General features: G+C 61.9%; 27 protein-coding genes and 2 riboswitches. Of the genes, 11 read left to right on the top strand and 16 right to left on the bottom strand.

Annotated features, from left to right (window positions below):
• Both ABN482_RS16170 and ABN482_RS16165 read right to left on the bottom strand, forming a co-directional pair.
• Nucleotides 1–184: transposase (locus ABN482_RS16170; RefSeq protein WP_349504938.1), on the bottom strand; the 184-nt coding region annotated here is incomplete at its 3' end.
• The gene (locus tag ABN482_RS16165; RefSeq protein WP_349504937.1) at nt 185–1,120 is read right to left on the bottom strand and encodes a heparan-alpha-glucosaminide N-acetyltransferase domain-containing protein; all 936 of its coding nucleotides are present in this window, start codon (nt 1,118–1,120) and stop codon (nt 185–187) included.
• A gap of 97 nt (nt 1,121–1,217) precedes the next feature.
• On the opposite strand from ABN482_RS16165, the gene ABN482_RS16160 reads away from it, so the two are divergent.
• Nucleotides 1,218–1,700, top strand: a complete 483-nt coding sequence (locus tag ABN482_RS16160; RefSeq protein ID WP_349504936.1) for a hypothetical protein — start codon at nt 1,218–1,220, stop codon at nt 1,698–1,700.
• A 134-nt stretch (nt 1,701–1,834) separates the two neighbouring features.
• Nucleotides 1,835–2,026: a YqaE/Pmp3 family membrane protein gene (locus ABN482_RS16155; RefSeq protein WP_349504935.1), complete on the top strand. Its 192-nt coding sequence runs from the start codon at nt 1,835–1,837 to the stop codon at nt 2,024–2,026.
• Nucleotides 2,027–2,112: 86 nt separating this feature from the next.
• On the opposite strand, the gene ABN482_RS16150 is transcribed toward ABN482_RS16155, so the two are convergent.
• The 5 genes from ABN482_RS16150 to ABN482_RS16130 all read right to left on the bottom strand — a co-directional run bounded on the left by ABN482_RS16150 (nt 2,113) and on the right by ABN482_RS16130 (nt 6,652).
• Entirely contained in the window at nt 2,113–2,832 is a 720-nt protein-coding gene (locus ABN482_RS16150) for a hypothetical protein (RefSeq protein WP_349504934.1), read from the bottom strand.
• An 8-nt stretch (nt 2,833–2,840) separates the two neighbouring features.
• Entirely contained in the window at nt 2,841–3,638 is a 798-nt protein-coding gene (locus tag ABN482_RS16145) for a family 1 encapsulin nanocompartment shell protein (protein ID WP_349504933.1), read from the bottom strand.
• Nucleotides 3,631–4,698 (bottom strand): Dyp-type peroxidase, encoded by a 1,068-nt coding sequence (locus tag ABN482_RS16140; protein ID WP_349504932.1) that lies wholly within the window; start codon nt 4,696–4,698, stop codon nt 3,631–3,633. Before ABN482_RS16140 ends, ABN482_RS16145 begins: the two co-directional genes overlap by 8 nt.
• A gap of 43 nt (nt 4,699–4,741) precedes the next feature.
• Nucleotides 4,742–5,347, bottom strand: coding sequence for a 3,4-dihydroxy-2-butanone-4-phosphate synthase (gene ribB / locus ABN482_RS16135; RefSeq protein WP_349504941.1), 606 nt, complete (start codon nt 5,345–5,347; stop codon nt 4,742–4,744).
• A gap of 187 nt (nt 5,348–5,534) precedes the next feature.
• Nucleotides 5,535–5,702, bottom strand: a riboswitch (FMN riboswitch).
• Between the two features lie 56 nt (nt 5,703–5,758).
• Nucleotides 5,759–6,652 carry a TIGR01777 family oxidoreductase gene (locus ABN482_RS16130; RefSeq protein WP_349504931.1) on the bottom strand — a complete coding sequence of 298 codons (894 nt, stop codon included), beginning with the start codon at nt 6,650–6,652 and terminating at the stop codon, nt 5,759–5,761.
• A gap of 99 nt (nt 6,653–6,751) precedes the next feature.
• Here ABN482_RS16130 and ABN482_RS16125 point away from each other — a divergent pair, with 99 nt between their 5' ends.
• The 4 genes from ABN482_RS16125 to ABN482_RS16110 all read left to right on the top strand — a co-directional run bounded on the left by ABN482_RS16125 (nt 6,752) and on the right by ABN482_RS16110 (nt 12,040).
• Nucleotides 6,752–8,212 (top strand): cryptochrome/photolyase family protein, encoded by a 1,461-nt coding sequence (locus ABN482_RS16125; RefSeq protein WP_349504930.1) that lies wholly within the window; start codon nt 6,752–6,754, stop codon nt 8,210–8,212.
• 143 nt (nt 8,213–8,355) lie between these two features.
• The gene (locus ABN482_RS16120; protein ID WP_502877319.1) at nt 8,356–9,171 is read left to right on the top strand and encodes a MetQ/NlpA family ABC transporter substrate-binding protein; all 816 of its coding nucleotides are present in this window, start codon (nt 8,356–8,358) and stop codon (nt 9,169–9,171) included.
• A gap of 280 nt (nt 9,172–9,451) precedes the next feature.
• Complete coding sequence (locus ABN482_RS16115; protein WP_349504929.1) at nt 9,452–10,828, top strand: DUF3141 domain-containing protein; 1,377 nt, start codon at nt 9,452–9,454, stop codon at nt 10,826–10,828.
• A gap of 51 nt (nt 10,829–10,879) precedes the next feature.
• On the top strand, nt 10,880–12,040 hold the full coding sequence (locus tag ABN482_RS16110) for a linear amide C-N hydrolase (protein ID WP_349504928.1): 1,161 nt from the start codon (nt 10,880–10,882) through the stop codon (nt 12,038–12,040).
• 54 nt (nt 12,041–12,094) lie between these two features.
• Here the strand turns inward: ABN482_RS16110 and ABN482_RS16105 are convergent, their stop codons facing one another.
• From ABN482_RS16105 to ABN482_RS16090, 4 genes are all read right to left on the bottom strand, one after another.
• On the bottom strand, nt 12,095–13,066 hold the full coding sequence (locus ABN482_RS16105; RefSeq protein WP_349504927.1) for a diguanylate cyclase domain-containing protein: 972 nt from the start codon (nt 13,064–13,066) through the stop codon (nt 12,095–12,097).
• A gap of 50 nt (nt 13,067–13,116) precedes the next feature.
• Entirely contained in the window at nt 13,117–14,046 is a 930-nt protein-coding gene (locus ABN482_RS16100; RefSeq protein ID WP_349504926.1) for a LysR substrate-binding domain-containing protein, read from the bottom strand.
• A 167-nt stretch (nt 14,047–14,213) separates the two neighbouring features.
• Complete coding sequence (gene cuyB / locus ABN482_RS16095) at nt 14,214–14,963, bottom strand: cysteate racemase (protein WP_349504925.1); 750 nt, start codon at nt 14,961–14,963, stop codon at nt 14,214–14,216.
• Nucleotides 14,964–15,117: 154 nt separating this feature from the next.
• Nucleotides 15,118–16,401, bottom strand: a complete 1,284-nt coding sequence (locus ABN482_RS16090) for an aspartate carbamoyltransferase (RefSeq protein ID WP_349504924.1) — start codon at nt 16,399–16,401, stop codon at nt 15,118–15,120.
• A 197-nt stretch (nt 16,402–16,598) separates the two neighbouring features.
• Nucleotides 16,599–16,702: riboswitch (glycine riboswitch) on the top strand.
• A 147-nt stretch (nt 16,703–16,849) separates the two neighbouring features.
• On the opposite strand from ABN482_RS16090, the gene ABN482_RS16085 reads away from it, so the two are divergent.
• The gene (locus ABN482_RS16085) at nt 16,850–18,091 is read left to right on the top strand and encodes a D-amino acid dehydrogenase (protein ID WP_349504923.1); all 1,242 of its coding nucleotides are present in this window, start codon (nt 16,850–16,852) and stop codon (nt 18,089–18,091) included.
• Nucleotides 18,092–18,155: 64 nt separating this feature from the next.
• On the opposite strand, the gene ABN482_RS16080 is transcribed toward ABN482_RS16085, so the two are convergent.
• The 4 genes from ABN482_RS16080 to ABN482_RS16065 form a co-directional block, all read right to left on the bottom strand.
• Nucleotides 18,156–18,608 (bottom strand): GNAT family N-acetyltransferase, encoded by a 453-nt coding sequence (locus ABN482_RS16080; RefSeq protein ID WP_349504922.1) that lies wholly within the window; start codon nt 18,606–18,608, stop codon nt 18,156–18,158.
• 84 nt (nt 18,609–18,692) lie between these two features.
• Nucleotides 18,693–19,397 carry a Bax inhibitor-1/YccA family protein gene (locus tag ABN482_RS16075; protein ID WP_349504921.1) on the bottom strand — a complete coding sequence of 235 codons (705 nt, stop codon included), beginning with the start codon at nt 19,395–19,397 and terminating at the stop codon, nt 18,693–18,695.
• A 202-nt stretch (nt 19,398–19,599) separates the two neighbouring features.
• Nucleotides 19,600–20,025, bottom strand: coding sequence for a DNA polymerase III subunit chi (locus ABN482_RS16070; RefSeq protein WP_109062202.1), 426 nt, complete (start codon nt 20,023–20,025; stop codon nt 19,600–19,602).
• A gap of 7 nt (nt 20,026–20,032) precedes the next feature.
• Complete coding sequence (locus tag ABN482_RS16065; protein ID WP_349504920.1) at nt 20,033–21,535, bottom strand: leucyl aminopeptidase; 1,503 nt, start codon at nt 21,533–21,535, stop codon at nt 20,033–20,035.
• 123 nt (nt 21,536–21,658) lie between these two features.
• Between ABN482_RS16065 and lptF the strand changes: the two genes are divergently transcribed.
• The 3 genes from lptF (at nt 21,659) to ABN482_RS16050 (ending at nt 24,463) form a co-directional block, all read left to right on the top strand.
• Nucleotides 21,659–22,819, top strand: a complete 1,161-nt coding sequence (gene lptF / locus ABN482_RS16060; RefSeq protein ID WP_349504919.1) for an LPS export ABC transporter permease LptF — start codon at nt 21,659–21,661, stop codon at nt 22,817–22,819.
• 151 nt (nt 22,820–22,970) lie between these two features.
• The gene (locus ABN482_RS16055; RefSeq protein WP_349504918.1) at nt 22,971–23,924 is read left to right on the top strand and encodes a CysB family HTH-type transcriptional regulator; all 954 of its coding nucleotides are present in this window, start codon (nt 22,971–22,973) and stop codon (nt 23,922–23,924) included.
• 188 nt (nt 23,925–24,112) lie between these two features.
• Nucleotides 24,113–24,463: a DUF2325 domain-containing protein gene (locus ABN482_RS16050; RefSeq protein WP_109062206.1), complete on the top strand. Its 351-nt coding sequence runs from the start codon at nt 24,113–24,115 to the stop codon at nt 24,461–24,463.
• A gap of 22 nt (nt 24,464–24,485) precedes the next feature.
• Here the strand turns inward: ABN482_RS16050 and ABN482_RS16045 are convergent, their stop codons facing one another.
• Complete coding sequence (locus ABN482_RS16045; RefSeq protein ID WP_349504917.1) at nt 24,486–25,127, bottom strand: C40 family peptidase; 642 nt, start codon at nt 25,125–25,127, stop codon at nt 24,486–24,488.
• 126 nt (nt 25,128–25,253) lie between these two features.
• Here ABN482_RS16045 and ABN482_RS16040 point away from each other — a divergent pair, with 126 nt between their 5' ends.
• Entirely contained in the window at nt 25,254–25,661 is a 408-nt protein-coding gene (locus ABN482_RS16040) for a heme-binding protein (protein ID WP_349504916.1), read from the top strand.

Genomic DNA, 25,661 nt, shown 5'->3' with positions numbered 1-25,661 from the left:
GTGCAGCTCCACTACCAATAAAGGCCTTGGAGCCTTGCGTATCAGCCTCCCGCTTCCAGCGAGAGAGCAAGTCCGAGGCTATACCCAACTCCCGAGCGACCTGGGCACAACTGACATCCGACCGGCGCACCTGTTCAACCGCTCCCGCTTTGAATTCGGCACTGTATTTCTTGCGTTTCATCACTCATACTCCTTTGCGTCCTGTATGACGCGTTTCTGAAGTGTCCGTCTTAACGGGGTAGGACCCGAGCAGTCCCATGCCAATGAAAATATGCGCCAGATAAAGGCTCAGCGTCATGCGTCCGGCAGGCAGCATCCATGTCCATGGGCCATTGGGCCAATGGCGTTCAATCAGCAGGCAGGCGCTGATGGCGATGCTGGCCGAACCCATGCCAAGGAGCAGGTAACCGGGGCCGGGTGGCAGGGGGCCTGTACCCAGCAGCCAGGACCATTGGCTATCTTGACCCAGCCAGGCCAGCAGGAAGGCTGCCCCTGCCATCGACAGGCCGGTAGCCGCCAATGCCCATTGGGTGCGTACATGTTGCAGCGGCAGGTGTGCCAGCAGCATGCCGTACAGCAATAATGCCAGCCAGGGGAGTACGGGGTGGAAGCCGTTGAAAAAGGTATTGCGGAAAAAACCGTTGGCCGTCCACAGGTCGGTATATTGCAAGGTGGTCCAATCCCAGCCTGTGCCGTAGTCGAGATTCAGCAGTGCCCAGTTGGAAAGCCCGGCCAGACTCAGTATGCCCAGGCACAGGGTGCGTTTTCCTGATTGCAGCCAGGGCAGAGCCAGCAGGAAATAGAACGCATAGTAGTGGATGATGTCTGCGGGAAAGACCAGCAGGTTGAGCAGGCCGATAAGCAAGAGAAACAGCGCTCGTCGTGTTGTCCAGTACCGTGCAGCGATCGGGGCCTGCGTACGCGTTGCCAATGCCAGACCCAGGCCGGCCAGGACGACAAAGGTGGCGGAAGCTTTGCCTTCAAGAGCAGCGAACAGCCATTCCAGCCAAGCTGGCCCAGGATAGACAGGGTGCAGGGCCAGCCGGAAATTGACCAGAATCATGCCGGCCAAGGCCAGATAGCGTGCCAGATCCAGGCCTGCGATGCGTCCGGATTTCAAGATAGTTTGCCTGTGTGGCCTGTCGTGGCTGGATAGGAAGTTACAATATTACGTAAGATTTTAAATTGCAACCTGCCGTAGAGGAGTGGTACCTGTCGTGGATACTATAGTTGATGTCATCGCTGGCGTGCTCGGCGTCTATTTCATCATCGCGATGCTGATGTTCTTTCACTGGTTCTATTTTCGCAAGGGAAGCCCGAAAAAGTCGTTGATACATATCGGTATTTCCGTTGCGTTGCTGTGTGTGGTGGTGGGCGTCCAGATGCTGCGCTGGCAGAGCATCAATGCCGAGCTTGCGGCCGAAAAGGCTGCGCAGGCACCCAAGCCTGTCGTCATTGCGCCGGAGTTGCTGGCGATCCTGGTGACCAATGCCGATCCTGCCTCGCTTGATCCGTCGCAGGTTGCCGCCGTGGCCGCGCTGGCCGAGCAGCGCCTGGGCGAAGCCGGTACGCAGCATGCTGCAGCGCTCAAGCAGTATTTCGTCTATTACCACAGCAAGCTGGCAGAGAAGACCGTGCCCGAGACGATTGCAGGCATCAATTTCGATGCACAGCGCCGCAATGCCGAACGCATGCCCTGAGCGGGCGTGACGGTGTCTGCCCGGGGCCACGTCCAGACCCGGCAGGATACGGCGTGGTACGCTATTCGGGACACAGCCTGCGGATGCGATGCGTCGTTTTCCAAGGCTGGCCCCGAATAGACAGGAGTTGAACCATGCGTCTTTTGTTGGCGATCTTTCTTCCCTTTACCGTATTTTTCACGATTGGCCGGCCGATCGCGGGCATCATCTGCCTGCTGCTGCAGATTACCCTGATCGGCTGGGTTCCCGCCGCGCTCTGGGCGGTCTATGCCCTGAGCCAGTACAAAACCGACAAGAAGATCGAAGCCTCGTTCCGCGGGCGTTGATCTGTCTTTGTCCGGCCCCGGCTGTGATGGGCATGGCCGTGCGGATGTACGTGAGCAATGCCTTGCAGCCCTGGCTCAGTCGTACGTCATTCCCATGCAATTTCGCCATTGCGCAGCGTCGGCACTAGGATCGGGCTGCCTTCGAAACAGGTTTCGAACAGCCATCGGGAAGGTTGAAACGACTCAGGAGGCAGGCCATTCCGCTGCCAGTCTTCACGGTAGCGCTGATCGTCCGGCAGGCGAAACTGGGCAATCCAGCCCGTGTCGCACAGCATTTCCCGGCCTTGTGACGGCCCTTCCGCCTGTACGGTAAAGCGCCGGGGTTGCGCCAGCTCCATCAGCGGCGGTGCCGTCTGGACGGCGGACACCCATGCAGCATTTATGGCCTGTGGCGCGGGAAAGCGCATGGCCTGTACAGCCCGCAATGTCACCGGCCAGTCGGGCGTACCGGGGTCAAGTGGGTCGTCACGCAGCAAGCGGGTGCCGGCAGGGAGCATGATTTCGCCGAATGTAGACGCGGCCTGTACGGTGACATAGCGCCGGGCCTGCCGGTTGGCATCCAGCGCATCCTGGCCCCGTTGCTGCAGCCAGATGTTTATCCAGAGGGTTGCGACCATTGCCGGATAGGCCAGGGCAATGCACAGCAGCAGGCTGCTACGCCAGGACAGTGGTGCCACCGGTCCCTGGCGAGCCTGTCGGATGCGCCTGCGTATCCAGGCCAGTACGGCTATCACCGACAGCAGGGCGAGCGCGGTGAGCAGCGTGGCGGCCAGGGCAGCCCCGGCCGCGCCGGCAGAGCCGAGCATCGCGTTTCCTATGACTGTACCGTGACGGATGCTTCGGTCGTCAGCAGCAGGAAGGTAAAGCTTTCCTGCAGGTACAGGCGTACGCTGCTGTCGGTGTGGCTCTGGTAGCCGATGGACAGGTCCTGGCCGATATGGAAGGCAAAGTCGCCGCCACGCGTGCTCAGCACGCTGCCGCCCTGGATCGCCGGGGCCCAGATGATTTCGCCATTGACCAGCCGGCGGATATGCTCCAGCACCGGATAGCCCTGGTCGCTGGCTTCGCTGACCGCCGTGTAGGCATCGGCACCCAGCACGACCGTATAGGGACCGTCCACGCCTTCCAGGCGCAGTTGCTCCAGGGCCTTGGCGATGACGGTGGGATAGTCAGCCAGATCGGGGGGCAGCGACAGCCGTGTGGTGGACGCGCCCTGGCGCACACCGATGATGCCGGCGGCTTCGTAGCCGTCGAAAATGGCGCGGTCTTCGGCCAGCGCCAGTTGCGTGGCGGCATCCTTGGCCGGTTGCCAGTCGGAGTCGTCGGCACCACGCTCGACATCGTCGATCGCCTCGCGTGACAGTTCGAACGGTACGCGCAATTCGACTACCTGGCGGACTTCGCGCTGGCGTGCCTGTACGCCGTCGAGCGGGGCCGCGATGCCGCGCTGATGACCGGTGCCGATGGCCGCCAGATCCGGGTCCAGCGGACCCTGAACGTCGACCACGCGGCGTCCGGCCAGCGAACGCTTGAAGGTGCGGGCGACTTCTTCTTCGATCTGGGCCCAGGCGGCGCTGGAAATGGGGGCCAGTTCGCGGTGCAGGTTATTCATGGCGAGGTGCTCCTTTGAGAGATCCGATGTTGAGGGGGCCGCTGCCAGGCTTGCCGGAAGAGGTGTCGGCAACCGGGTCATGGGTGTTCGTGTCCTGCAAGGTGTCGGGTGCCTGTTCCGACAGCGTATCGAGCAGCGGCAGTGACGGAATGAAGAAGAGGCTGCCGGTCACGGCCTGCGAGAAATCCAGCAGACGGTCGTAGTTGCCGGGCGGCACGCCCACAAACATGTTTTCCAGCATTTGCTCGATGGGGGCGGGCGAGCGGGCGTAGCCGATGAAGTAGGTGCCGAACTCGCCGTGACCGGGACGACCGAAGGGCATGTTGTCGCGCAGGATCTTGATTTCGTTGCCGTCGTCGTCCTCGAGTACGGTCAGGGCATTGTGGGCCCAACTGGGCTTGGTGTCGTCGTCGAGTTCGATGTCTGACAGCTTGGTGCGACCGATGATGCGCTCCTGGGTTTCCACCGGCAGGGCATTCCAGCCTTTCATGTCGTGCAGGTATTTCTGTACCAGCACATAGCTGCCGCCCGTGTAGTCCGGGTCTTCGTCACCGATCACGGTAAAGCGTACGGCCTCGTCGCCTTCCGGATTTTCTGTACCATCCACGAACCCGACCATGGATCGATGGTCGAACTGGCGGAATCCCTGGACTTCATCCACTACGTCGATGGCATCCTCGAGGCGTCCCAGCAACTGGGTCGCCAGTTCGAAACAGAGGTCGGTGCGTTCTGCCCGGATGTGTATCAGCAGGTCGCCCGGCGTGGCGATGGCCCGGCGCGTACTGCTGCCGAATTCGCGAAACGGATGCAGGCCGGCTGGCCTGGGCAGGCCGAACAGGCGATCCCAGGCCGTGGCACCGAATCCGACCACACAGGACAGGTGGCCGGCGGGTACGCGCTTGCCCACAGCACGTGCCAGTCCGGCCACATCCGCGCACCAGGCGCGGACCTGGGCCAGGCTCTGCGCATCATCCCGGAGGGTGGCAACAATGAAAAAGGCGTTGTTGGTGACCGCGCCGTAGACTGGTTGCGGTGCGGGTGATGATGGGGTGTCGGTCATGGCGTAGAGGTATGGGTCTGGACGTAAAGTGACTCTGGCATGTTCAGATACATAGTACGTCAACCAGATCGGCGATGGACAGCAGCGGCAGGTCATGACGTGCGGCATAGTCCAGCACCTGCCTGCCGCGCGTCATGGAGCCATCCGGATTCATCAGTTCGCAGAGCACGGCCGCCGGGCGCAGGCCTGCGCGTTCGGCCAGGCAGACGGCGCCTTCGGTATGGCCACGCCGGGCCAGGATGCCGCCGGGATGTGCACGCAACGGAAAAACGTGGCCGGGACGTACCAGGTCGGCTGGCGTGGCGTCGGGCGCGATGGCGGCCCGGATGGTGGCCAGCCGATCATGCGCACTCACGCCGGTGGTGACGCCCTGGCGCGCTTCGATGGTGATGGTAAAGGCCGTGCCGTGGCTGCTTTCGTTATGCTCTACCATCTGTGGCAGTGCAAGCCGGGTCAGGGTGTCGTCCGTCAGGCAGAGGCAGACGATGCCGCTGCCGTCGCGGATCAGTTGCGCCATGGTGGCTTCAGTCAGTCGTTCGGCCGCGATGATCAGATCGGCTTCGTCCTCGCGGTCGTTGTCATCGGTCAGGACAACGGGGCGGCCCGCCCGGATCGCCTCGAGCGCGGCCTCGACACGTTGCCGCGCCATATCGGCATGGCAGATGCTGGCAATGGTGAGGGATGACGGTTGAATGGATGCTGCATGCATGTAAACGCTCCTCGGAGATGCAATAGGATGAGAAGACGTTTTCGGGGCGCACGGGTACAAAACGCACCAGGTACGTCGGACCGACGCGGGCAGGCCGCGTGTCCGCGCACCAGGCGCGATCGCTGTCGTGCATCTTCTTTCATCCGGACTGTGACCGTCGGCTCTGGCATCTGACCAGATCTGCTGACCTCCCGACCATGGCCGGGAGCGCTCGCGGGCTTGCAAAGGTGGCTGCGTGCTGCAGTGACCTTTGCCTACCGCCGGTGGGGAATTTCGCCCCGCCCTGAAGACGTTTGCCGGCAGGTTGCCGACAGGGCAGATAGTGCCGCGATTCTGCACGATGTGCAAGTGTCAGCGCAGCGTCGCCAGCGCCTGTGCCAGCTCGGGGTGTCGGAAGGCAAAGCCGGTGGACAGCAGCTTTGTGGGTGCCAGCCGCTGCCCACCCAGCAACAGGACCGACATTTCGCCCAGCGCCAGCCGCAATGCCCACGCAGGCAGGGGCAGCAGGGCGGGGCGATGCAGGCTGCGTGCCAGCAGCCGGGTGAACTCGGCATTGCGCACCAGGCCGGGGGCGCAGGCGTTGACGGGGCCGTCGCAGTCAGCATGTCTGAGCAGAAAATCGATCAGGGCCACCTGATCGTCGAGATGGATCCAGGGCATCCATTGCTGGCCGTTGCCCAGGCGTCCGCCCAGTCCCAGGCTGAACGGCAGGCGCAATCGTGCCAGCATGCCGCCATCGGGACTGAGTACCGGGGCCGTACGCAGCAGGATCACACGTGTGCCGTGTGGCCGGGCGCGTAAGGCCTCATGCTCCCAGGCCGTGCAGAGCGCGCTGCCGAAATTCGGCTGTCCAGGCGGGCTGGCCTCGTCCATGGCCTGCTCGCCGCCATCGCCGTACCAGCCGACGGCAGACCCCGAGATCAGGACGGGGATGGGTGTGGAATGTTGTGCCATCCACTCGACCAGCCTGCGGGTGAGGTCGATACGGCTTTGCCAAAGTAGCTGACGACGCGAGGCCGTCCACGGGCGGTCGGCAATCGGTGCGCCAGCCAGGTTGATGACGGCATCTAGCGGCAATTCAGCCGGAAAGTCTTCCAGGCGCGCAATGCCGCGTGCGCCGGCGCACAGGCCGGGCACATCCAGGGGGCGGCGGCTCCAGACCCACAGTTCGTGGCCCTGTGTCGCCCAATATCGGCAAAGCGGCCGGCCGATCAGGCCTGTGCCGCCGGTCAGCAGGATACGCATGAGGGTTCTCCCGGTTCGTGGCATGTGCGCACGTTGTCCAATACACTGTGCAGCACGCATATTCTGCTGTGTTCCTTGGTTTCTGCAAACAGGCTTGTCATGACTTCCTCCGCCCTGGTCTGGTTCCGGCGCGACTTGCGCTGCGACGATCATGCTGCGCTCTATCACGCGCTGCGCCGTCATGCGCGTGTGTTTTGCGCCTTTGTCTTCGATACCGATATTCTTGATGCGTTGCCAGCCCGCCGTGACCGGCGCGTGGAGTTCATCCATGCCAGCGTATTGGCGCTCGATGCGGGGCTGAAGGCATTGGCTGCGGAAAACGGCGCTTCCGGAGGCGGGCTGATCGTGCGTCACGGCGTGGCGACCGAGTGCATTGTTACGCTGGCCCGCAGCCTGGGGGTGAATGAGGTTTTGGTGAACCGGGACTACGAACCGGCTGCCATCGCCCGTGATCGGCAGGTGAAGCGGGCACTGGATGAGGCCGGCATCGCCTTCAGCGACTACAAGGACCAGGTGCTGCTCGATCGCAACGAAGTGCTCAATGGGCAGGGGCTGCCTTACAGCGTGTTTACTCCCTACAAGCGGGCCTGGCTGCAGCAGCTCGATGCCTTTCAGCTCAGGCCGTACCCGGTGGCGCGCCATGCCCGGCATCTGGCCGCGGTGCCGGATGCCGATTCGGCAGGTGCCATGCCATCGCTGGCGGATATCGGTTTCGAGCGTACCAATCTGGCTGAGTTGCCTCTGCCTGCCGGCATGTCGGGTGCGCAGACGCTGTTGCAGGATTTCTTGCCGCGGATGGCTGCGTATGGCGTGGCGCGTGACTATCCGGCACGCAAGGGGGTGTCCTATCTGTCCACGCACCTGCGTTTCGGCACGATCTCGATTCGCAGGCTGGCCGCACTGGCCCACGAACAGGTCCGCCAGGGCAGCGAAGGAGCGCAGGTCTGGCTGTCCGAACTGGCCTGGCGGGATTTCTATTTCATGATCCTGTGGCACCATCCCCGCGTGGTGGAGGCGTCCTTCCGGCCGGAATACGATCAGGTGCAATGGGACGAGGCCCCCGAGCTGTGGGATGCCTGGACCGGTGCGCGCACGGGTTACCCGCTGGTCGATGCGGCCATGCGCCAGTTGCATCAGAGCGGCTATATGCACAACCGCCTGCGCATGGTCGTGGCCAGCTTCCTGACCAAGGACCTGGGCATAGACTGGCGCCGGGGCGAGCGCCACTTTGCCGAGCATCTGAATGACTATGATCTTGCGGCCAACAATGGTGGCTGGCAATGGGCAGCGTCCACCGGCTGTGATGCACAGCCCTGGTTCCGCATTTTCAATCCGATTACGCAATCACAGAAGTTCGATCCCGACGGGCGTTTCATCCGTCGCTATGTGCCTGAGTTGGCCAGGGTGCCAGACCGGCATATCCATTTTCCGGCGGCCATGAAACCCCTGGAACTGCAGGCCTGCGGACTGCTGTTGGGACAGGATTATCCCTTGCCGGTGGTGGATCACGCCCTGGCGCGTGCCCGGACGTTGATGCGTTTCGAGGGTCTGAAAAAGTAGGCGCACCGAGCGAAGGCAGCGTGACTGCGGATCTGGGATGTGCCGCGACAGGAAACAGGGATCAGCCCTGCTGGCGACCTCGGAAATCCGGGTGGCAGGCCCGGTTTATAGTACTGTGTATGCTTTTGTTTCAGGGGTGGGACATGTCGTTTTTCCGAGGCACGCGCATGGCACTGGCTGCCGTGGCATGGATGGGATTGGCTGTATCGGCTGGCGCACAGGCTGCCGAGCGGCCGCTCAGGGTGGGCGTGATCCCGGTCGTGGCCAATGCCGCGACCGAACTGGCGGTTGCCAAGGCGAGAGAAGAAGGCCTGGAGGTGGAACTGGTCGAACTCAATGACTGGGTCATGCCCAACCGGGCGGTGGCCGATGGGTCCATTGATGTCAACTTCTTCCAGCACCAGCCTTTCCTGGAACAGTTCAACCGCAGCCAGGGCAGCGAGCTGATGCCGATTGCCTATGGATACTCGACGACGATGGGCATCTACTCCAAGAAGCTCGGCAAGGGCGACCCGATCCCGCCACAGGCAACCATCGCGGTGCCGGGTGATCCCGTCAATACTGCCCGTGCGTTGCTGTTGCTGCAGTCGGCCGGCTTGCTGAAATTGCGGCCCGGTGCCACCCACGAAGCCACGCTGGCCGATATCGTCGAGAATCCGCTGGCACTGGAGATCGTGCAGATTGATGGCGCGCACTCGACCCGTTCGTTCGATGACGTGACCGCTTCGGTGACTTATGCCTCGTTTGCCAAGCTGGCGGGTATCGACGAGCGTGATGCGTTGTTCTACGACAATACCGATTCCGATAATGTGCGCCGCTATGCCATTCGCTGGGTGACGTTGCCCGAGCGTGCCGATGATCCGCGTATTCTGCGTTTCATCGAAATCTATCAGCAGACACCAGAGGTGCGTGAAAAGCTGCGCCAGTTGTATGGCGAGCTGATTTCCTTCCCCTGGTGATGTCGCAGGCGTTGCCTGCAGCAAGCGTCGGATAGCCAGGGACGGTTGACGGCCTTTACAACCTGTTATATTGTTTTGCTGCAATGCAAAAAAACGGTGGCCGGGCGCTGTGCCGGCCATGCCCGTTCCTAAATAAGCTGTGCTGTTCGTCATGTTCCGGGGCTGCAAGTGGGCCTGGCCGGAGGTCTGCGCAGGATGGAGCCGGGCGCGCAGCAAGGCGCATTGATCGGAGCAGGAGGCGGCACGTCTCTCAGACTGTGAGCAGGAGCTTCGAGATCAAATGCGAGACCATCAGACTTTCAATCCGCTTGGCGAGTTTTTCCGTCATCTGACACCGCCTGCCGGCACGGCTGGACTGCCCGGCCCCTGGGCAGCATACGAGTATGCACTGGATGCCTGGCAGCGCAGCGTGCTGCTGCTGGATGTACTGCGACAGCGTGCCAATCGGCCAGATCACCACAAGGCAAAAACTGCAGCAGCGCAGGACAGCGATGCCGAAGCCGTGGTCGGCCAGGAAGCGGTGCGCCTGCTGGCAGCCCTGCAACGGTTGTCTGAAGTCGATGCAGAGCACTACGAACAGCATGTCCGGCCGTTGCTGGAGCAAGCCCTGACGCCGGCTTTTGCGCACTTGCTGGTCGAGCGTCAACTGCCGCGGCTGGATGATGCCGTGTTTTCCGATCGCAATCCGCTCATGCAGGGTGTGGCACAACTGGCCGCGACGGTCAGAGCCGAGCGGCATCCTGCTGACAGTGACAATCCCTATCTATTGCTCCAGCAACAACTGTCGGGCCTGCTTGCCGATGCGCTGCATACGTACGCCGATCTGCGTGACCAGGCGGTGGAGCAGGTATTTCTGACACTGCGCGCGTTGCCGCGACTGCCCGATTTTGTACAGGGTACGCAGCCCGCCGAGGCGAAACTCAAGGCCTCGGTGCCGGCAGCCAAGGCTGATGCTCCCGCGAAAGCCATTGCCAAGCCCGCCGTTGCTGCCAAGGTTCCGGCTGCCAAGAAAACGGCACCAGGCAAGCCGGCTGCTGGCAAGCCTGCGAAACCGGTCGCAGCCAAGCCTGCCGGGGCTACGCCCGTGGTGTCTGCGCCAAACAGGCCTGCTGCTGCCCGCGCCGCAAAACCGTCCCGCCCGCAGCCAGCAAGCCAGCAAGCCTCCTTGCCAGGCGTGGCCGAACGGCCTGCCGGCACCATACCGGCAGCGGTATCTTCGGCTACAGCGCAGCCTGCTGTTGCTGCCGTAGCTGCAGTGGCACCCAGTCCTGTGGTTGCACCGACAGTTCTGGCACCTGCTGCCGTGGCGAGTCCAGTCACTGCCAAGGCCACCGATGCCGCACCGCCGCCGGCAGCACCGCGTCCTGCCCCGTCTGCACAGGCTCGACCCGATGCCAAGCTTGTGACGCCTGTGGCTTCGACACCCAAGCCTGCCGTAAAAAAAGCGGTTGCTGCACCAGGCAGCAAGACGGCTGCTGCGACTCCGGCTGCTGCCATGGCGGCAACCATCGCTGCCCTGGCTGCGCCTGTCGAAAAAACGGTACCCGCCCGCGCATCGGCTTCTACCAGGTCCAAGAAGCCGGCGGCCAAGCCTGCTGCAGCCAAGTCCGGCACAGCAGCCAAGCCGGTGCCGCCTGCCACGCCACGCAAGCGCTGAGCTCGTTTTGCCTACACATACCAATATCTGTCAGCCGAGGAGAAACCACCCATGACCCGACAATCCGTTTTTCGCCGTGCCGTCCTGGCCGCTACGCTGGGCTGCACGGCCCTGGCACCTGCCGCCCAGGCATGCACCTCGCTCCTGTACAGGGACATGAACGGCGGGGCCTATGCCGGGCGCACCATGGAATTGCCGATGGAGTTGCCGTACAAGGTGTCCTACGTACCGGCAGGCACGACTTTCGGTTCGCAGGCCGATCAGCACCATGTGCTGGACTTCACGGCAAGACACGCCTTTGTCTCGATCGGCGTGCCGGATCCGGTCAATGGCGAAGTCAAGGTTGCAGAAGGTGTCAATGACCAGGGGCTGACCTTTGCGCTGCTGGCCTTTGCCAGCACCGAAGGTCCGGCTGACATGATCAAGAAGACCCAGGCCGTACTGTCGGCCATCGACCTGGGGGCCTGGACGCTGTCGCAGTTCGGTACGGTTGCGCAGGTCAAGGATGCACTCGAGAAGCAGCCGGTCCTGGTCACTGCACTGCTGCCCCTGGGACTGCTCAAGACGCCGTTCCACTATACGCTGCATGATGCGACCGGCAAGTCACTGGTGATCGAGTTTGCCGATGGCAAGCAGAACGTGCTGGACAACCCACTGGGCGTCATGACCAACGGGCCGGAATTCTCCTGGCACATGACCAATCTGAACAATTACACGTTCCTCAGCAACAAGGATCATTCCAAGCTGGAGCTCAACGGCGTGACGTTCGCCCAGCCTGACTCCGGCATTGCCACGGTGGCGTTGCCGGCCTCCAATACGTCGGTGGGGCGTTTCGTGCGTGCGGTCTACTATTCGCAGTTTGCGGAAAAGGCCAAGGATGCCGACAGCGCCATCACGACGCTGGCGCATGTGATGAACAATTTCGACCGTCCTCGCGGCATCACCGAAGATGACCGGTTCAAGGAGTCGCTGGTCAATATCACGGCCCCTGGCGTCAATGGCGACTGGCTGTATACCTCGGAGTACACTTCCTGGACGTCGTTGATCGACCTGCAGCGTCGTCAGTTGTACGTGCGGACCTATGCCGGCATCAACTACGTTCGTTTCGATCTGGCCCAGTTGGCCTCGATCAAGCAGGTACGGCATGTTGATCTGAAGGACGTGGCGGCCAGCCTGGCCGATGGCTCGGCTGCACTGCTGGCGGCAAGCTGATCTGCCGATTCGTGCATCGTGGGCCGGCCTCGGCATGATCCGGGTCGGTCCGACTCAGTCCGTTCGGGGGCTGTCGCCATCGAGCGGAGCGGTTGCGGCAGACCACCAGCGCCAGCCAGACTTGCCGGTCTTCTTGACCTGATACATCGCCATATCGGCTCGTTGCAGCAACTCGCGCTGGTTGCCTGCATGATCAGGGTACAGGCAGCCGCCGATGCTGGCGCTGACTTGCAGATTCAGCGGACCGACATGGATCGGGGCTGTCAGCGACAGCATGATGCGGCGGCAGATCATGTCGAGCTGGGCCTGGTCCTCGGGGGCTGCCAGCAGCAGTCCGAATTCGTCGCCACCCAGGCGGCATACCAGATCTTTTTCACGCAGGATGGCCTTGAGCCGCGCGGCGGCAATGCCCAGTACTGCATCGCCTGTTTCGTGGCCGTAGGTGTCGTTGATGGGCTTGAAGTTGTCCAGATCCACCATGATGAAGGCCAGCCGCCGGTCAGGTTGAATCGTGGCATCTTCGCTCCAGCGCTCCTGCAACCCGCGCCTGTTGGCGACGCCGGTCAGTGGGTCGAGGAATGCATATTCGCGCAGCATCCGATGGTCGTGGGTCACACCGGAAATATCCTTGAAAATGGCGATGCTCACCTTCTGGCGCGGCAGGATCATGCCGCAATGAAGTGCAGTCCTGATCTCGCCGGTGCCACTGAGAATATCGATTTCGATATCGGGTATCGGAATGAGTTCGGTATCTTCGGGGAATTCGAAATCATGCCAATGTCGGCGCAGGCGCTCTCTCTGGCGCTCATGGATATAGGCCTCGGCCATCAGTTGGGCGGCTGTGCGGAAATGTCCTTCAGGGTAGCCGAACAACTGGTCAAAGGCAGGGTTGTTGTATTGGATATGCATGCCCGGCAATGTGGCCCATGACACGGCATAAGGCAGCGCATCGAACATACGCTTGACAAGCGGAAAGGGAATATGCGGGAGGGATGCATATCCGCAGTTATCGAGTGTGCCTGTCATGCCTGCATTTTCCGAAATTTGCTGTTCTGCAGCAATGTCTGCATGGCGGATTATGTCGAAATCGCGTCGGTTTTGTCGTACAGACTGCGCAGCCTGTTCCAGAGCCGTCCTACGCCGGGGCGGTCATTGGCGGTATCGAGATAGGCCATGACGGACAGGCGCAGTGTCCAGCGGGGTTCTTCGCTGGCCGGCACCAGCAGGCCGGCGTCGAGCGCCCGCTGGGCTACGCAGTCGGGCAACCAGGCTATGCCATGTCCGGCAATTGCCATTTCGCGCAGCACATCGGCCATGTCGCTTTCCGCCTGCCGTTCCATGACCGGCGGCTGTGGCGCATTGTCGAGGATCAGGTCGGTCATGCGCGCCAGGTAGGCTCCCGGCGAGTAGGCCAGGACCGGCATGGGGCGTTGCGTGGAGCCGGGAAAGGTCCAGCGGCGCTGGGCGAGCAATGTGGGTGCCGCATAGGGGCGCAGCGATTGTGCGCACAGCGTCAGGCGCTCGTACTGTGCGGTATCCAGGTGAATGGGTTGCTGCGGATTGTGAAAGCAGACCAGCAGATCGGCATTGCCGGCCACCAGTGAGGTGACGGCATCGTGCACGTTGACCGGATTGACGGTGCAGCCGATTGCAGGCAGTCGCTGGGTCCAGTCATGCCACCACTGAGGCAGCATGCCCGTTGCCAGGGCGTGGGGGGCCGCGATGCGGATCATGCTGCGGTAGCCGGAAGGGCGATCGGCCATGTCGATCCGGGCATCGGCCACGCGACGCACGATTTCGAGGGCATGTTCCAGGAAGCGACTGCCCTCTTCGGTCAGACGGGTGGGGAAGACGCTGCGGTCAATCAGCTCTGCGCCGACCCAGGCTTCGAGGGCGCGGATGCGGCGGCTGAAAGCCGCCTGCGAGGAATGGCGGATCTCGGCGGCGCGCGTAAAATTGTTGACCTGTGCCAGCGTCACGAAATCCTGCAGCCAGCCTGTGTCCATGTGTGCTCCAGAGCCTGAGAGTATCTGTCCTATTTTACGGTGATCGCTGGTGGGTGGTCGATGCCGGGCAGGCGCGAGCGGACCTGCTGCTGAGTGTTGCGAGAGTGATTATGCGTGGCTTGATCACTGCAAACGGATATCGATGCGCCCTGGGGGGGATGGCCTGCTCAGGCGGCCTGGCGGATGGTGTTCGGGTGGGGCTGCACGCCGCCATGCAGCGAAAAATGGACGGCCTGTCGGGCCAGCGCCTGGGTGGCGTCGAGGCAGTAGGCGTCGTGGCTGGTTTGCCGCAGGGCAACCGGCAGTTCGGTGCAGGCCAGCACCACGCCGTCGCAGCCCTGTTCGTCGATCAGGCGTTGCAGTGCCTGGCTGCCGACCCTGCGTGCCTCGGCTTCCTGGCCGGCCTTGACCAGCCGGATGGTGTCGTCCACCAGGCGCTGGACGGATTCATCCGGTGCCTCGAAGCTGCCTGCGAACCCGACCGGCATCCTGTCGTATACGCCGGTCGCAAGCGTGCCGCGCGTGGCCATCAGGGCATAGCGTCCGCCCGTACTGCCCTGGCGGGCCAGTTCGCCGGCCACGGCATCGACGATATGCAGAATGGGTGTCTGGCTGGCGCGCGCCAGCCTGTCATACCAGAAATGCGCCGTATTGCAGGGGATGACGATGGCATCCACGCCGCACCGTTCCAGTTGCCGGATGCCCGCCAGCATGGGCAGGAACGGGGTATCGGTCTGCTGCTGGATAGCGGTGCTGCGGTCAGGAATCTGGGGCACGCTGTGCACGATCAGCGGCACATGCTGCTGGTCGGTCGCGGCAGGTGTCGCGTCCAGCACCTTGTGCATGAAATCCAGCGTCGCCAGGGGACCCATGCCGCCAAGCACGCCGATGGAGCGGAGATAGGATGAAGTAGCCATGCCGCCATGATAGGCAGCCCATGGGTATTTCTTCCAATGCAAAAGGCGCATCATGCAAAAAATGCATGATGCGCCTTTCGGGCCCGCAGAGTCACTGAGCGGCACCTTTGCCGGCCTGGATGGACGGCGTGCTGTCGACAATGTGTGATGTGGATCAGTCGATCCCGTGGAACACGGCATCGTCCGGGCCGACCATGGCAGGGCGGCGCCAGGTGGCATCGCGCATCGAGCGCTGCACCTGGCCGTCCACGCCCATCAGCGTGGCGAAGATGGCCATGCGTACCGGGATGCCGTTGTCGGTCTGGCGGAAGATCGCCAGGCGCGGATCGAGGTTCAGGTCGGTGCTCAGGTCGTTGGCATCGGGCCGGCCATCGCGCGGCAGCGGATGCATGATCATGGTGTCGGCACCGCAGGCGCTGTCGATCAGTGCCTTGTTGATCTGGAAGTCAGGGCGGTAGCCTTCGAAGGATTCGTTCTGGAAGCGCTCTTTCTGGATGCGCGTGGCATAGACCACGTCTGCACCCGCCAGGCCTTTCTCCAGATCGTCGGTCTGTTCGATCACCATGTCGTGCTTGCCCAGGCGCTCGATGACGTAGGAGGGCATCTCCAGCCCGGGAGGGGCGACCAGGGTCAGCTTGATGCCTTTGTAGAGTGCCAGCAGCTTGGAGAGCGAGTGGACGGTCCGGCCATATTTGAGGTCGCCGACCAGGGCGATGTGTGCGCCGTCGACCAGCTTGCCCAGCCGTGAGAACTCGCGCTGGATGGTGTAGAGGTCCAGCAATGCCTGGCTGGGGTGCTCACCCGGGCCATCGCCGGCATTGATGACCGGGATATTGGTGGCGCGGGCAAACTCGGCCACTGAGCCCTGTTCGGGGTGGCGGACCACCAGTGCATCCACATAGCCGGCCATCACACGGCTGGTGTCATAGATCGATTCGCCCTTGGCCATCGACGAGAACGTGAAGCCGGTGGTATCGCAGACCGAACCGCCCAGGCGGCAGAAGGCGGCACCGAAGCTGACTCGGGTCCGGGTGCTGGCCTCGAAGAACAGGTTGCCCAGCACGGCACCTTCCAGTACGCGCGAGATTTTCTGGCGGCGGGCAATGGGCTGCATGATGTCGGCCACCAGGAACAGCGCTTCGACCGACTCGCGGGAGAACTGATCCACCGACAGCAATTGCGGACGTCCTTCGAAAGCAATCGCATCTGCCAGCGACTGGTGCTTGTGTACGCTCTGTGTTGTTTCGGTCTGATGCTGGAGGATTTCCGATACGAAACGCTCGACGATCTCGGGCATGCTGCGCGACTCCTGCGAGTCGTCGGGCAGCAGCCAGGTATCCAGGGCGCGTCTCGACACACCGATACGCGTCGCGAAGGCTTCGCGGGTCATGTTCAGGCGGCGCATGGCGTCGCGCAGGAAAGTTTGCTGGTTGCTCATGGCAGGGCGGTCCATAGGGTGTGGTGGTGTACGCGATGCGTATATTATCAGTTCCTGAGGTTTGTGAGGCCTTCTGTTGCAAAAATATCTATACGCAGCCGGTCGTCGCGTGTGGGGCGCTTTTGACATGGACGCTATCCGGGCTTGTCCCGATATCCATCCTGGATGTGGATCAGGTAATGTATTTGCGTCGAAGCGTCGAGCGCGCGAAAGAGACCGGCGGCTGCCTCCAGGCGGCGCAGCCGGCGCCGACGGAGCAACCGCCCCGGAAACTCTCAGGCAAAAAGATCGCGCACAGGCTCGGGACAATCTGGAGAGAGGCGCACACAGCGTCCACCGAAGGGGATTCGCGCAACCCGTCACGGGTCGCCGGAGAAGCTCTCAGGTCAACGGGACAGATGGGGTGTGTCCGCCGCGTGGCGGATGCCCTCGTGCATTGGAGTTCCGTATGACACGCATCGCCGTCATCGGCGCCGGCATTACCGGCGTCACCACCGCATATGCCCTGCGCAAGCAGGGTTACGACGTCACCGTCCTGGAGCGTCACCGTTATCCCGCCATGGAGACTTCGTTTGCCAATGGCGGGCAGCTGTCCGCCTGCAACGCAGAGGTCTGGAACAACATGGCCACCGTCATCAAGGGGCTCAAGTGGATGACCCGCCGCAATGCCCCTCTGTTGTTCAACCCGATGCCGAGTTGGCACAAGTACTCATGGATTTATGAGTTCCTGAAGGCAATCCCGGATTACCGGGCCAATACCGTTGAAACCGTCCGGCTGGCCATCGCGGCGCGCGACAACCTGTACCAGTGGGCCGCTGACGAGGCGATCGACTTCAATGTCGAGAAGCGTGGCATCCTGCATGTCTACCATTCGCGCCATGGCTACGAGTCGGGGTTGAAGGTCAGTGAACTGCTGAAACAGGGCGGCCTTGAGCGCACAGCGGTTGGTAACGACGAGATCCATGCCATCGAGCCGGCCCTGCAGGGAACCTATTACGGTGGTTTTTTCACGCCGTCGGATGCCACGGGCGATATCCACAAGTACACGCGTGGGCTGGCGGCAGCTTGCGAGCACCATGGTGTTCAGTTCATGCAGGATATCGAGGTGCACGATATCGGCCGTGACGGGGCCGGATTCCGGATCGCCGCCAGTTCGGTGGCACCGGGCGGCGCGGGGGACGCACACACACTGCAGGCCGATGCCGTCGTGATCTGCGCGGGCACCGGCAGCCGTCGGCTGGCGGCCATGCTGGGGGACCGGGTCAATATCTATCCGGTCAAGGGTTACTCGATCACGGTCAATATGGATGACGAAGCCAGCCAGGCCGCTGCGCCCTGGGTCAGCCTGCTCGACGAAGAGGCCAAGATCGTTACCAGCCGCCTGGGGGCGGACCGGCTGCGGGTCGCCGGTACAGCCGAGTACAACGGCTACAACAAGGATGTGCGTGCCGACCGGGTGCAGCCGTTGATCGACTGGACGCGCCGCCAGTTTGCGCCGGTCGATACGGCCCGTGTAGTGCCGTGGGCCGGGCTGCGACCGATGATGCCCAACATGATGCCGCAGGTGCGGCCGGGACGCCAGCCCGGCGTGTTCTACAACACCGGGCACGGCCACCTGGGCTGGACGCTGTCAGCCATGACTGCGCAACTGGTCACGGACCTGGTGCAGGGATCGATACGGGTGTCATGATTGCCGGCAGCGCCCGCGCATGGGGGCGCTGCACCGATGCGCGTTGTGGGGTGATCGCAACCTCTCAAGCGGCCGCTTTCACCATTTCAATGTGGGGAATGTGGTCCTCATCATATGTGTCACCAAGCGCCTGAAAACCCAGGGATTCATAGAATTTCTGCAGGTATGCCTGGGCGCTGATGCGGATCCCTGTTCCAGGAAAGTTTTTCTCGGTAAATGCAATGGCCTCAGTCATCAGCGCACGGCCGATCTTGAGCTTTCTGAACTTGCCCAGTGTCATGACCCGGCCGATGGAGGGTTCCTCAAATCTCAGGCCGGGGTCGATCACTCTTGCATAAGCGGCCAGCTCCCCAGCGAGCAGAACGGACAGATGCCATGAGTGAGGGGCCATCTCATCGATTTCCTGGTAGATACATTGCTGTTCGACCACAAATACGGCTTCGCGGGCTTTGATAATTTCGTACAGTGCAGGGGCTGTGAGTGATTCCAGCCGGTTCCATTTGAAATCCAGGGTCATGATGGGCTGTTGTGGGTATTGATCTGACAATAAAAAAACCCCGTCCGAAGCCGGACGGGGTTGGATCAGGCTATGAAAGCCGGTTTATTCGCGGTCGCCGCCGAAGATGCCCAGCAGCATCAGCAGGTTGGAGAACACGTTGTACACGTCCAGGTAGATCGCCAGCGTCGCCGAGACATAGTTGGTTTCGCCACCGTTGATCACGCGCTGGATATCGACCAGCATGAAGGCGGAGAAGATCACCACGGCCAGAACCGAGACGGTCAGCATCAGGGCAGGCATCTGCAGGAAGATGTTGGCCAGTGCCGCGACCAGGATCACGATGGCACCCATGAACAGGAACTTCTGCATGCCGGACAGATCACGCTTGATGGTCGAGGCCAGGGTCGCCATGGCACCGAACACCACGGCAGTGCCGCCGAAGGCGGTCATGATCAGTTGTGCGCCATTGCTCATGCCCAGCACGAAGCCCAGCAGGCGGGACAGCATCACACCCATGAAGAACGTGAAGGCCAGCAGCAGGACGACGCCCAGCGAGCTGTTCTTGTTGCGCTCGATGGCATACATCAGGCCGAAGGCTCCTGCCAGGAACAGGATGGCGGTCAGGCCGGGGCTGCCGCCCATGACGCGGTTGATGCCGGTGCTCAGGCCGACCATGGCACCCAGTACAGTGGGGATCAGGGATAGGGCCAGCAGCCAGTACGTATTGCGCAGCACGCGGTTGCGCACGACCTCGCCAGCGGAACCGGCGTAGGGTTGGTTCATGGTGGAGGGTCGATAATCGTTCATTGCTAAAGCTCCTTATCAATACAGGGCGCAGGATACAGCGATCCCGTTTTGACCGCTAGCATAACTGACAGTTTCCTGAAAGAATAGTTTTTTGTCGGCAAATTGTAACAGGTTCGACAGGGGGCCTGCGCATATGCGTTTCGCCGGCTCACGCTGCGAGTGTGCTGAATGCGGACAGCCTAGCTGTGTATGCAGGCGGTGTTCAGCGCTTCTGGCCCAGGTTGTGTGCAACCAGTTCGTGTCCGGCCTGCTTGTACCATTTCCAGCGCTCACGTGCCGCCAGTACTTCATCCTCTTCCTGTGACACGATCTCGAGCACTCGCTCGTAGCGTCCAGGTTCGGGCGGGCAGTCCATGTCCAGATTGACCAGCCAGAGCGTATCGGGCCAGGTGTCTGTCTGGCGCGTGAGAATGATCGGCGTGTCGGCGACCAGCGGGTCGTCGGCATAGACATGCGGGATGAACGAGATATCGTCGAACGCCCACAGCATGCGATCGAAATTGTCGAGTCGCAGGGCATCGCTGCACCAGACCGTCAGGGTATGGCCCGCCTGGAAGCGGGACCGCACCATGGCGCAGGCTGTGCGCAAACGGTCGGGGGCACCGAAGGCGAAGTCGATTTTCGCCATGGGTTGCTTACCGTACCTGGTCCAGCAGGTACTGGGTCAGCAGCGGGACGGGGCGGCCTGTGGCTCCCTTGTCCTTGCCGCTTTGCCAGGCCGTGCCGGCGATATCCAGGTGAGCCCAGCGATAGGCCTTGGTGAATCGTGACAGGAAGCAGGCTGCCGTGACCGAACCGGCGGCCGGGCCGCCGATGTTGGCAATGTCGGCAAAGCGCGACTTGAGTTGTTCCTGGTAGGCGTCCTGGATGGGCAATTGCCACACGGTGTCGAGCGATACGCGTCCGGCCGCCTGCAGGCTGTCGGCCAGTGCCTGGTCGGTCGAGAACAGGCCACTGTTGACGTGGCCCAGTGCGACGACGCAGGCACCCGTGAGGGTGGCGATATCCACCACCGAGGCCGGCTTGAGGCGTTCGGCATAGGTCAGTGCGTCGCACAGGACCAGACGGCCTTCGGCATCGGTATTGAGGATTTCGATAGTCTGGCCCGACATGCTGGTCACGACATCGCCCGGTTTGTTGGCACGGCCGCTGGGGAGGTTTTCGCAGGCAGCGATCAGGCCGACCACGTTGAGCGGCAGGTCCAGCTCACCCAGGGCACGGAACGTGCCCAGCACGCTGGCTGCGCCGCACATGTCGTATTTCATTTCGTCCATGGTGGCTGCCGGCTTGATCGAGATGCCGCCCGAGTCGAAGGTGATGCCCTTGCCGACCAGCACGTGGGGAGCCTTGTCGCTGCCCTTGCCGGTCTTCTTGCCCTGATGGCGCAGGATGATGAAGCGCGGCGGCTCGTCCGAACCCTTGGCAACCGACAGGAACGAGCCCATGCCGAGTGCCTGGATTTCCTTCTGGTCGAGCACCTCGACCTTGATCGATTTGAATTCCTTGGCCAGCTTGCGGGCCGTATCGGCCAGATAGCGTGGCGTGCAGATATTGCCCGGCAGGTTGCCCAGCGTGCGGGTCAGATCCATGCCGTTGGCGATGGCTCGGCCTTCCTTGAGGCCTTTCTGGGCCTCGGCAGCATGGCTGCGGGCCACCAGCAGCGTGACCCTGTTCAGGCGCGGTGCAGCTTCGGCATCCGGCTTGCCGAAGGTGGCGGTATAGCGATAAAGCGCGCGCCCATAGCTGGTGGCGGCTCGCTGTGCACGCTGGTGCAGGGTGCTGTTTTCGCAGGGCAGGGCGGCCAGTTCGGAAACGGCTTCTTCGACACGGGCCTGTACGCAGGCCTGGGCAAAGGCAAGCTCGGCCCGGGCGTGTACTTCGGGGCTGTATTGATCCGCCTTGCCCAGGCCGACCAGGATCACGCGCTCTGCCTTGATGCCGGGCAAGTGGCGCAGCACCAGCGTGGCACCTGCCGCTCCGTCGAAATCGGTCTTGATGGTGGCCGATACCAAGCCGCCTGCTGCGCGGTCGAGCGCCTGCCCGGCCGTGCTGAGCGTGCCATCGGCATAGACACCCAGGCCGAGTGCAGCGGTCTTGATCTGGTGAGGGGAAAGCGTGGTTTGAGTGCTGAATTCCATGTCTTGCATTCCTGGCGCAGGTGGCGCAGTCTCGAATCTTGCATTATGGCGCATATCCGAACGGACTTGTAGCGGCCGGATGCGGCATAATTCACCCGTTGCTACCTACCGTGCCCTCACATCGTGTCTTTGTTCAAGCGTTCCGTCGTTGGTGAAATCGTCAGTCATGCCAGCGTTGTGATGTCTACCCTGCTGATTGTCTGGTTGAGCGTACTGCTGGTGCGGTTGCTGGGCGATGCGGCTGGCGGTCAGATCGGTGCAGACGTAGTGCTGGGATTGGCGGCTTTTTCGACCATCACCGCCTTGCCGGTCATTCTGGCGGTTTCGCTGTTCATTGCGGTGCTGACCACGGTGTCCCGTTCCTATCGTGAATCCGAGATGGTTGTCTGGTTTGCCAGCGGGCTGTCGCTGGCCGACTGGTTGCGGCCGGTGTTGCGCTGTGCGATTCCCGTGGCGGTACTGATTGCAGTGCTCACGCTGGGTGCATCGCCCTGGGCCTATCGGCAGATCGCCGAGTATCGCGAGCGGTTCGAGCAACGCTCCGATCTGTCCAAGGTCGTGGCCGGGCAGTTTGCCGAGTCGGAAGGTGGGCAGCGCGTGTTCTTTGCCGAAGAGCCGACTTCGCCGGATCAGGAACTGGGGGGCGTATTCATCCGCATCAACGAGCCTGAATGGCACAGCCTGGTGATGGCTGGCAGCGCCCGTATCGAGACACAGGAAAACGGCGATCGCTTTCTGGTGCTCAGCTCGGGGCATCGCTATGACCTCAAGCCAGGTGAGGCAGAAATGCGTGTCGCGGATTTCGAGCGCTATGGCGTAAGGCTGGAAAGCCGTTCTTCCGATGATCCATTGCAACAGGCCCGTGCGGCAGCCGAACAGGTGATCAAGGCGCGTCCTACCCTGCAGTTGCTGGAAGATAACGATAACCGCGCACGAGGGCAGATCATGTGGCGTCTGGCGCTGCCGCTGGCTGCGCTCAACCTGGCGTTGCTGGCGGTGCCGCTGGGCGTGGTCAATCCGCGCCTGGGGCGTTCAGGGGATCTGCTGCTGGCAGGCCTGATCGGGCTGCTGTATATGAATCTGATCAATTTGTCGCGAGGCTGGATCGGCAGTGGCAAGCTGGATTTTGGTGTGGGTGTATGGCTGGTGCATGCGCTCATGGGGGCGCTCACTGCCTGGCTGCTGTACAGGCGTTTGCGGTTGGCCGGCCCCAAGGATGGCGGCGCGGGCAAGGGTGGTGGTACGGGGGCTGCACGGCATCAAGAGGCTCCGGGGACAGTATGACCCGTGTTGCATGCGTCATGCATGATAAGGAATTCGTCCGCAGTCTGCTGTAGCGGGACTGCATGTACACGCGGCATTTTCTTATTTCTTTAATATATATATCGCAAATTCATTATTACTTATAATTGGTTCGATTGTTTTGGGGCCAACTATGAATCTGCAACAGTTCCGTTTCGTTCGCGAAACGATCCGCCGTGATTTCAACCTGACCGAGGCTGCTCGGGCGCTGTATACCTCGCAGCCGGGGGTATCCAAGGCCATCATCGAGTTCGAGGACGAGCTCGGCATCAAGATTTTCGAGCGCCATGGCAAGCGCATCAAGGGGCTGACCAAGCCTGGGATGGCCGTGGCGCAGGTGATCGACAGGATCATGCGCGAAATCGACAATCTCAAGAAAGTCAGCGATGAGTTTGCCCGGCGCGATGAGGGCGGTCTCGTGATCGCCTGCACGCATACCCAGGCACGCTATCTGCTGCCCAAGGTCATTCCTGCTTTCCGACGACAGTTCCCCAAGGTTCACCTGTCGCTGGCCGAGGGTAGCCCGACGCAACTGGCCGAAATGGTGCTGCACGAACAGGCCGATATCGCGGTGGCGACCGAGTCGCTTGCGGCGACGCCCGGTCTGGTGACACTGCCTTGCTATACCTGGGAGCACTCGGTGGTCGTGCGTCCTGACCATCCTCTGGCAGAATTGACCTCGAGCGAGGCGCGCCAACTGACGCTGGAGCAACTGGCACAGTACCCGATCGTGACCTACGACAGGGCATTTTCGGGACGTCGCTCGATCGACGAGGCTTTTGCACGGGCCGATGTCCGGCCGGATATCGTGCTCGAGGCCATCGATGCAGACGTCATCAAGACCTATGTCGATGTGGGGTTGGGCATTGGCATCATTGCAGGCGTGGCATTCGATCCGAGGCGTGACCACGGCCTGATAGGCCTGCCGGTCGGCCGACTGTTCGGTACACATACCACTCGTATAGGCATCAAGTCAGGTGTGTTCCTGCGCGACTATGTCTATACCTTCCTGCAACTGCTGTCGGCAGGCCTCACCCGTGAGGCTGTACTGGACGCAATCCAGGGCACGCAACCGGAAGAATCCTGAGTCCTGCAAGAAGGCGGGCTCCCGCGCCTGTCTCCTTTTGCGGGCACATGCCGTACTGATCGATCTGTTTGTTCAATCGATTTTTTATTCTGGTATAAAAAATCAATCGAAATTCCCGTCTTGTCTATTGATTCTTTAACAAGAATTATTATCATTGTATTTATCTAATTTAATACGCAAGGTGGAACATGGCGCAGACCGTCAGTGCAGTTGTCGTCGGGGCCGATCGGCTTGGCAATATTCCCGATCTGCTCAAGGGGCACAACATCGCAATCACGCATCACATCAGTGGGCGTGATCCGTCTCACCAGAAGAAAACCCTGCAATTGCCCTCGGGTACGGAGCTCGTCATTCTGCTGACGGACTTCCTGGGGCACAACGTGATGAAGACCTTTCGCCATGCGGCGCAGCGATCCGGCATCCGGGTCGTGGCATGCCGTCGGTCAGTGTGCAGTATGCAGCAGGCGTTGACGCAATGCGGCCTGTGCGGCAACGAGTCGTGTGCGTACCGTAAACAGAGCAAGCAAAGCTGTTTCTGATCCCGCCACAGGGGATCACCGATCAACTGGCGCTGGCTGTGAGCCTGCGAGCGCCGTTGTAGCGCTTGCGCCAGTAGGATATGTCCATGCTTTCGATGCGCACCACGCTGCCGGCGCGGGGCGAATGGACGAACTCGTTGTTGCCCAGGTAGATGCCGACGTGCGAGAAACGTCGACCCAGGGTGTTGAAAAATACCAGATCCCCAACCTGCAGGTCGTGCTTGGAGACGGACTCGCCTTCGCTGGCCAGTTCGTACGAGCTGCGCGGCAACTTGAGCCCCAATGACTGCTCTGCAGCATAGGTAATCAGGCCACTGCAGTCAAAACCCTCTTCGGGAGAGCGGCCTCCCCAGCGGTAGCGTATGCCAAGGTAGCCCAGGGCTGCACTGGCTAGCGGGTTGGCATCGGGATCGTTGCTGTCGGGGGTTGGGCGGACGGAACGTGCGATCTGCACATCCCGGCTCAGGAGCAAGTCGCGGATCGGATCGGCTCCCTCGAAGCCCGTTGAGGCGGTCTGGCGGCGTATCGGGCTTTCAGCTGATGGCCCTTGTGTTGAAGCGCAACCCGCCAGAATGGTGCAGGCGGCGAACAGGCAAAGCGCCATGCCGGAACGAGGCCGGCCGGCACCGGACTGGGCAGTCAGGGCGGGTTTCGGTATCTGCATGGGTCTCATCGGAATGGCGCGTACCCTGCGATTCTATCAAAAGATACATCGAAGTAACAATCGAATTGCCGGGCGGGATATCATCCTGCTTTGACCTTTCGCAAATCACACCAAGGGAGAAAGACCATGAAACAAAAATCCGTCCTGACGCATGATGACGTCCAGAGCATCCTGTCGGCCGCCCGGGCCCACGCCCAGAGCCATGGCTGGGCCGTGACTATTGCGGTTGCCGACGATGGAGGGCATCTGCTTGGATTGGTACGCCTCGATGGTGCCGCGCCCCTGTCATCGCACATTGCACCGGCCAAGGCACATGCCGCCGCCGTGGGCCGGCGCGAAACCAAGGGCTTCGAGGACATGATCAATGGCGGGCGGACGGCGTTTCTGTCGGCTCCGCTGGTCGAAGGCATGCTGGAAGGCGGGGTGCCCATTGTCGTGACGGGCCAGGTGGTTGGCGCCGTCGGTGTGTCGGGCGTCAAGTCCAACGAAGATGCCGAGATTGCCTCTGCCGGTATTGCTGCACTGAACGCCTGA

The organism is Corticimicrobacter sp. (assembly GCF_040137905.1).
Classification (GTDB): domain Bacteria; phylum Pseudomonadota; class Gammaproteobacteria; order Burkholderiales; family Burkholderiaceae_B; genus Corticimicrobacter.
The sequence above is the reverse complement of the archived record's forward strand: the minus strand, read 5'-3'. Positions and strand labels throughout refer to the sequence as shown.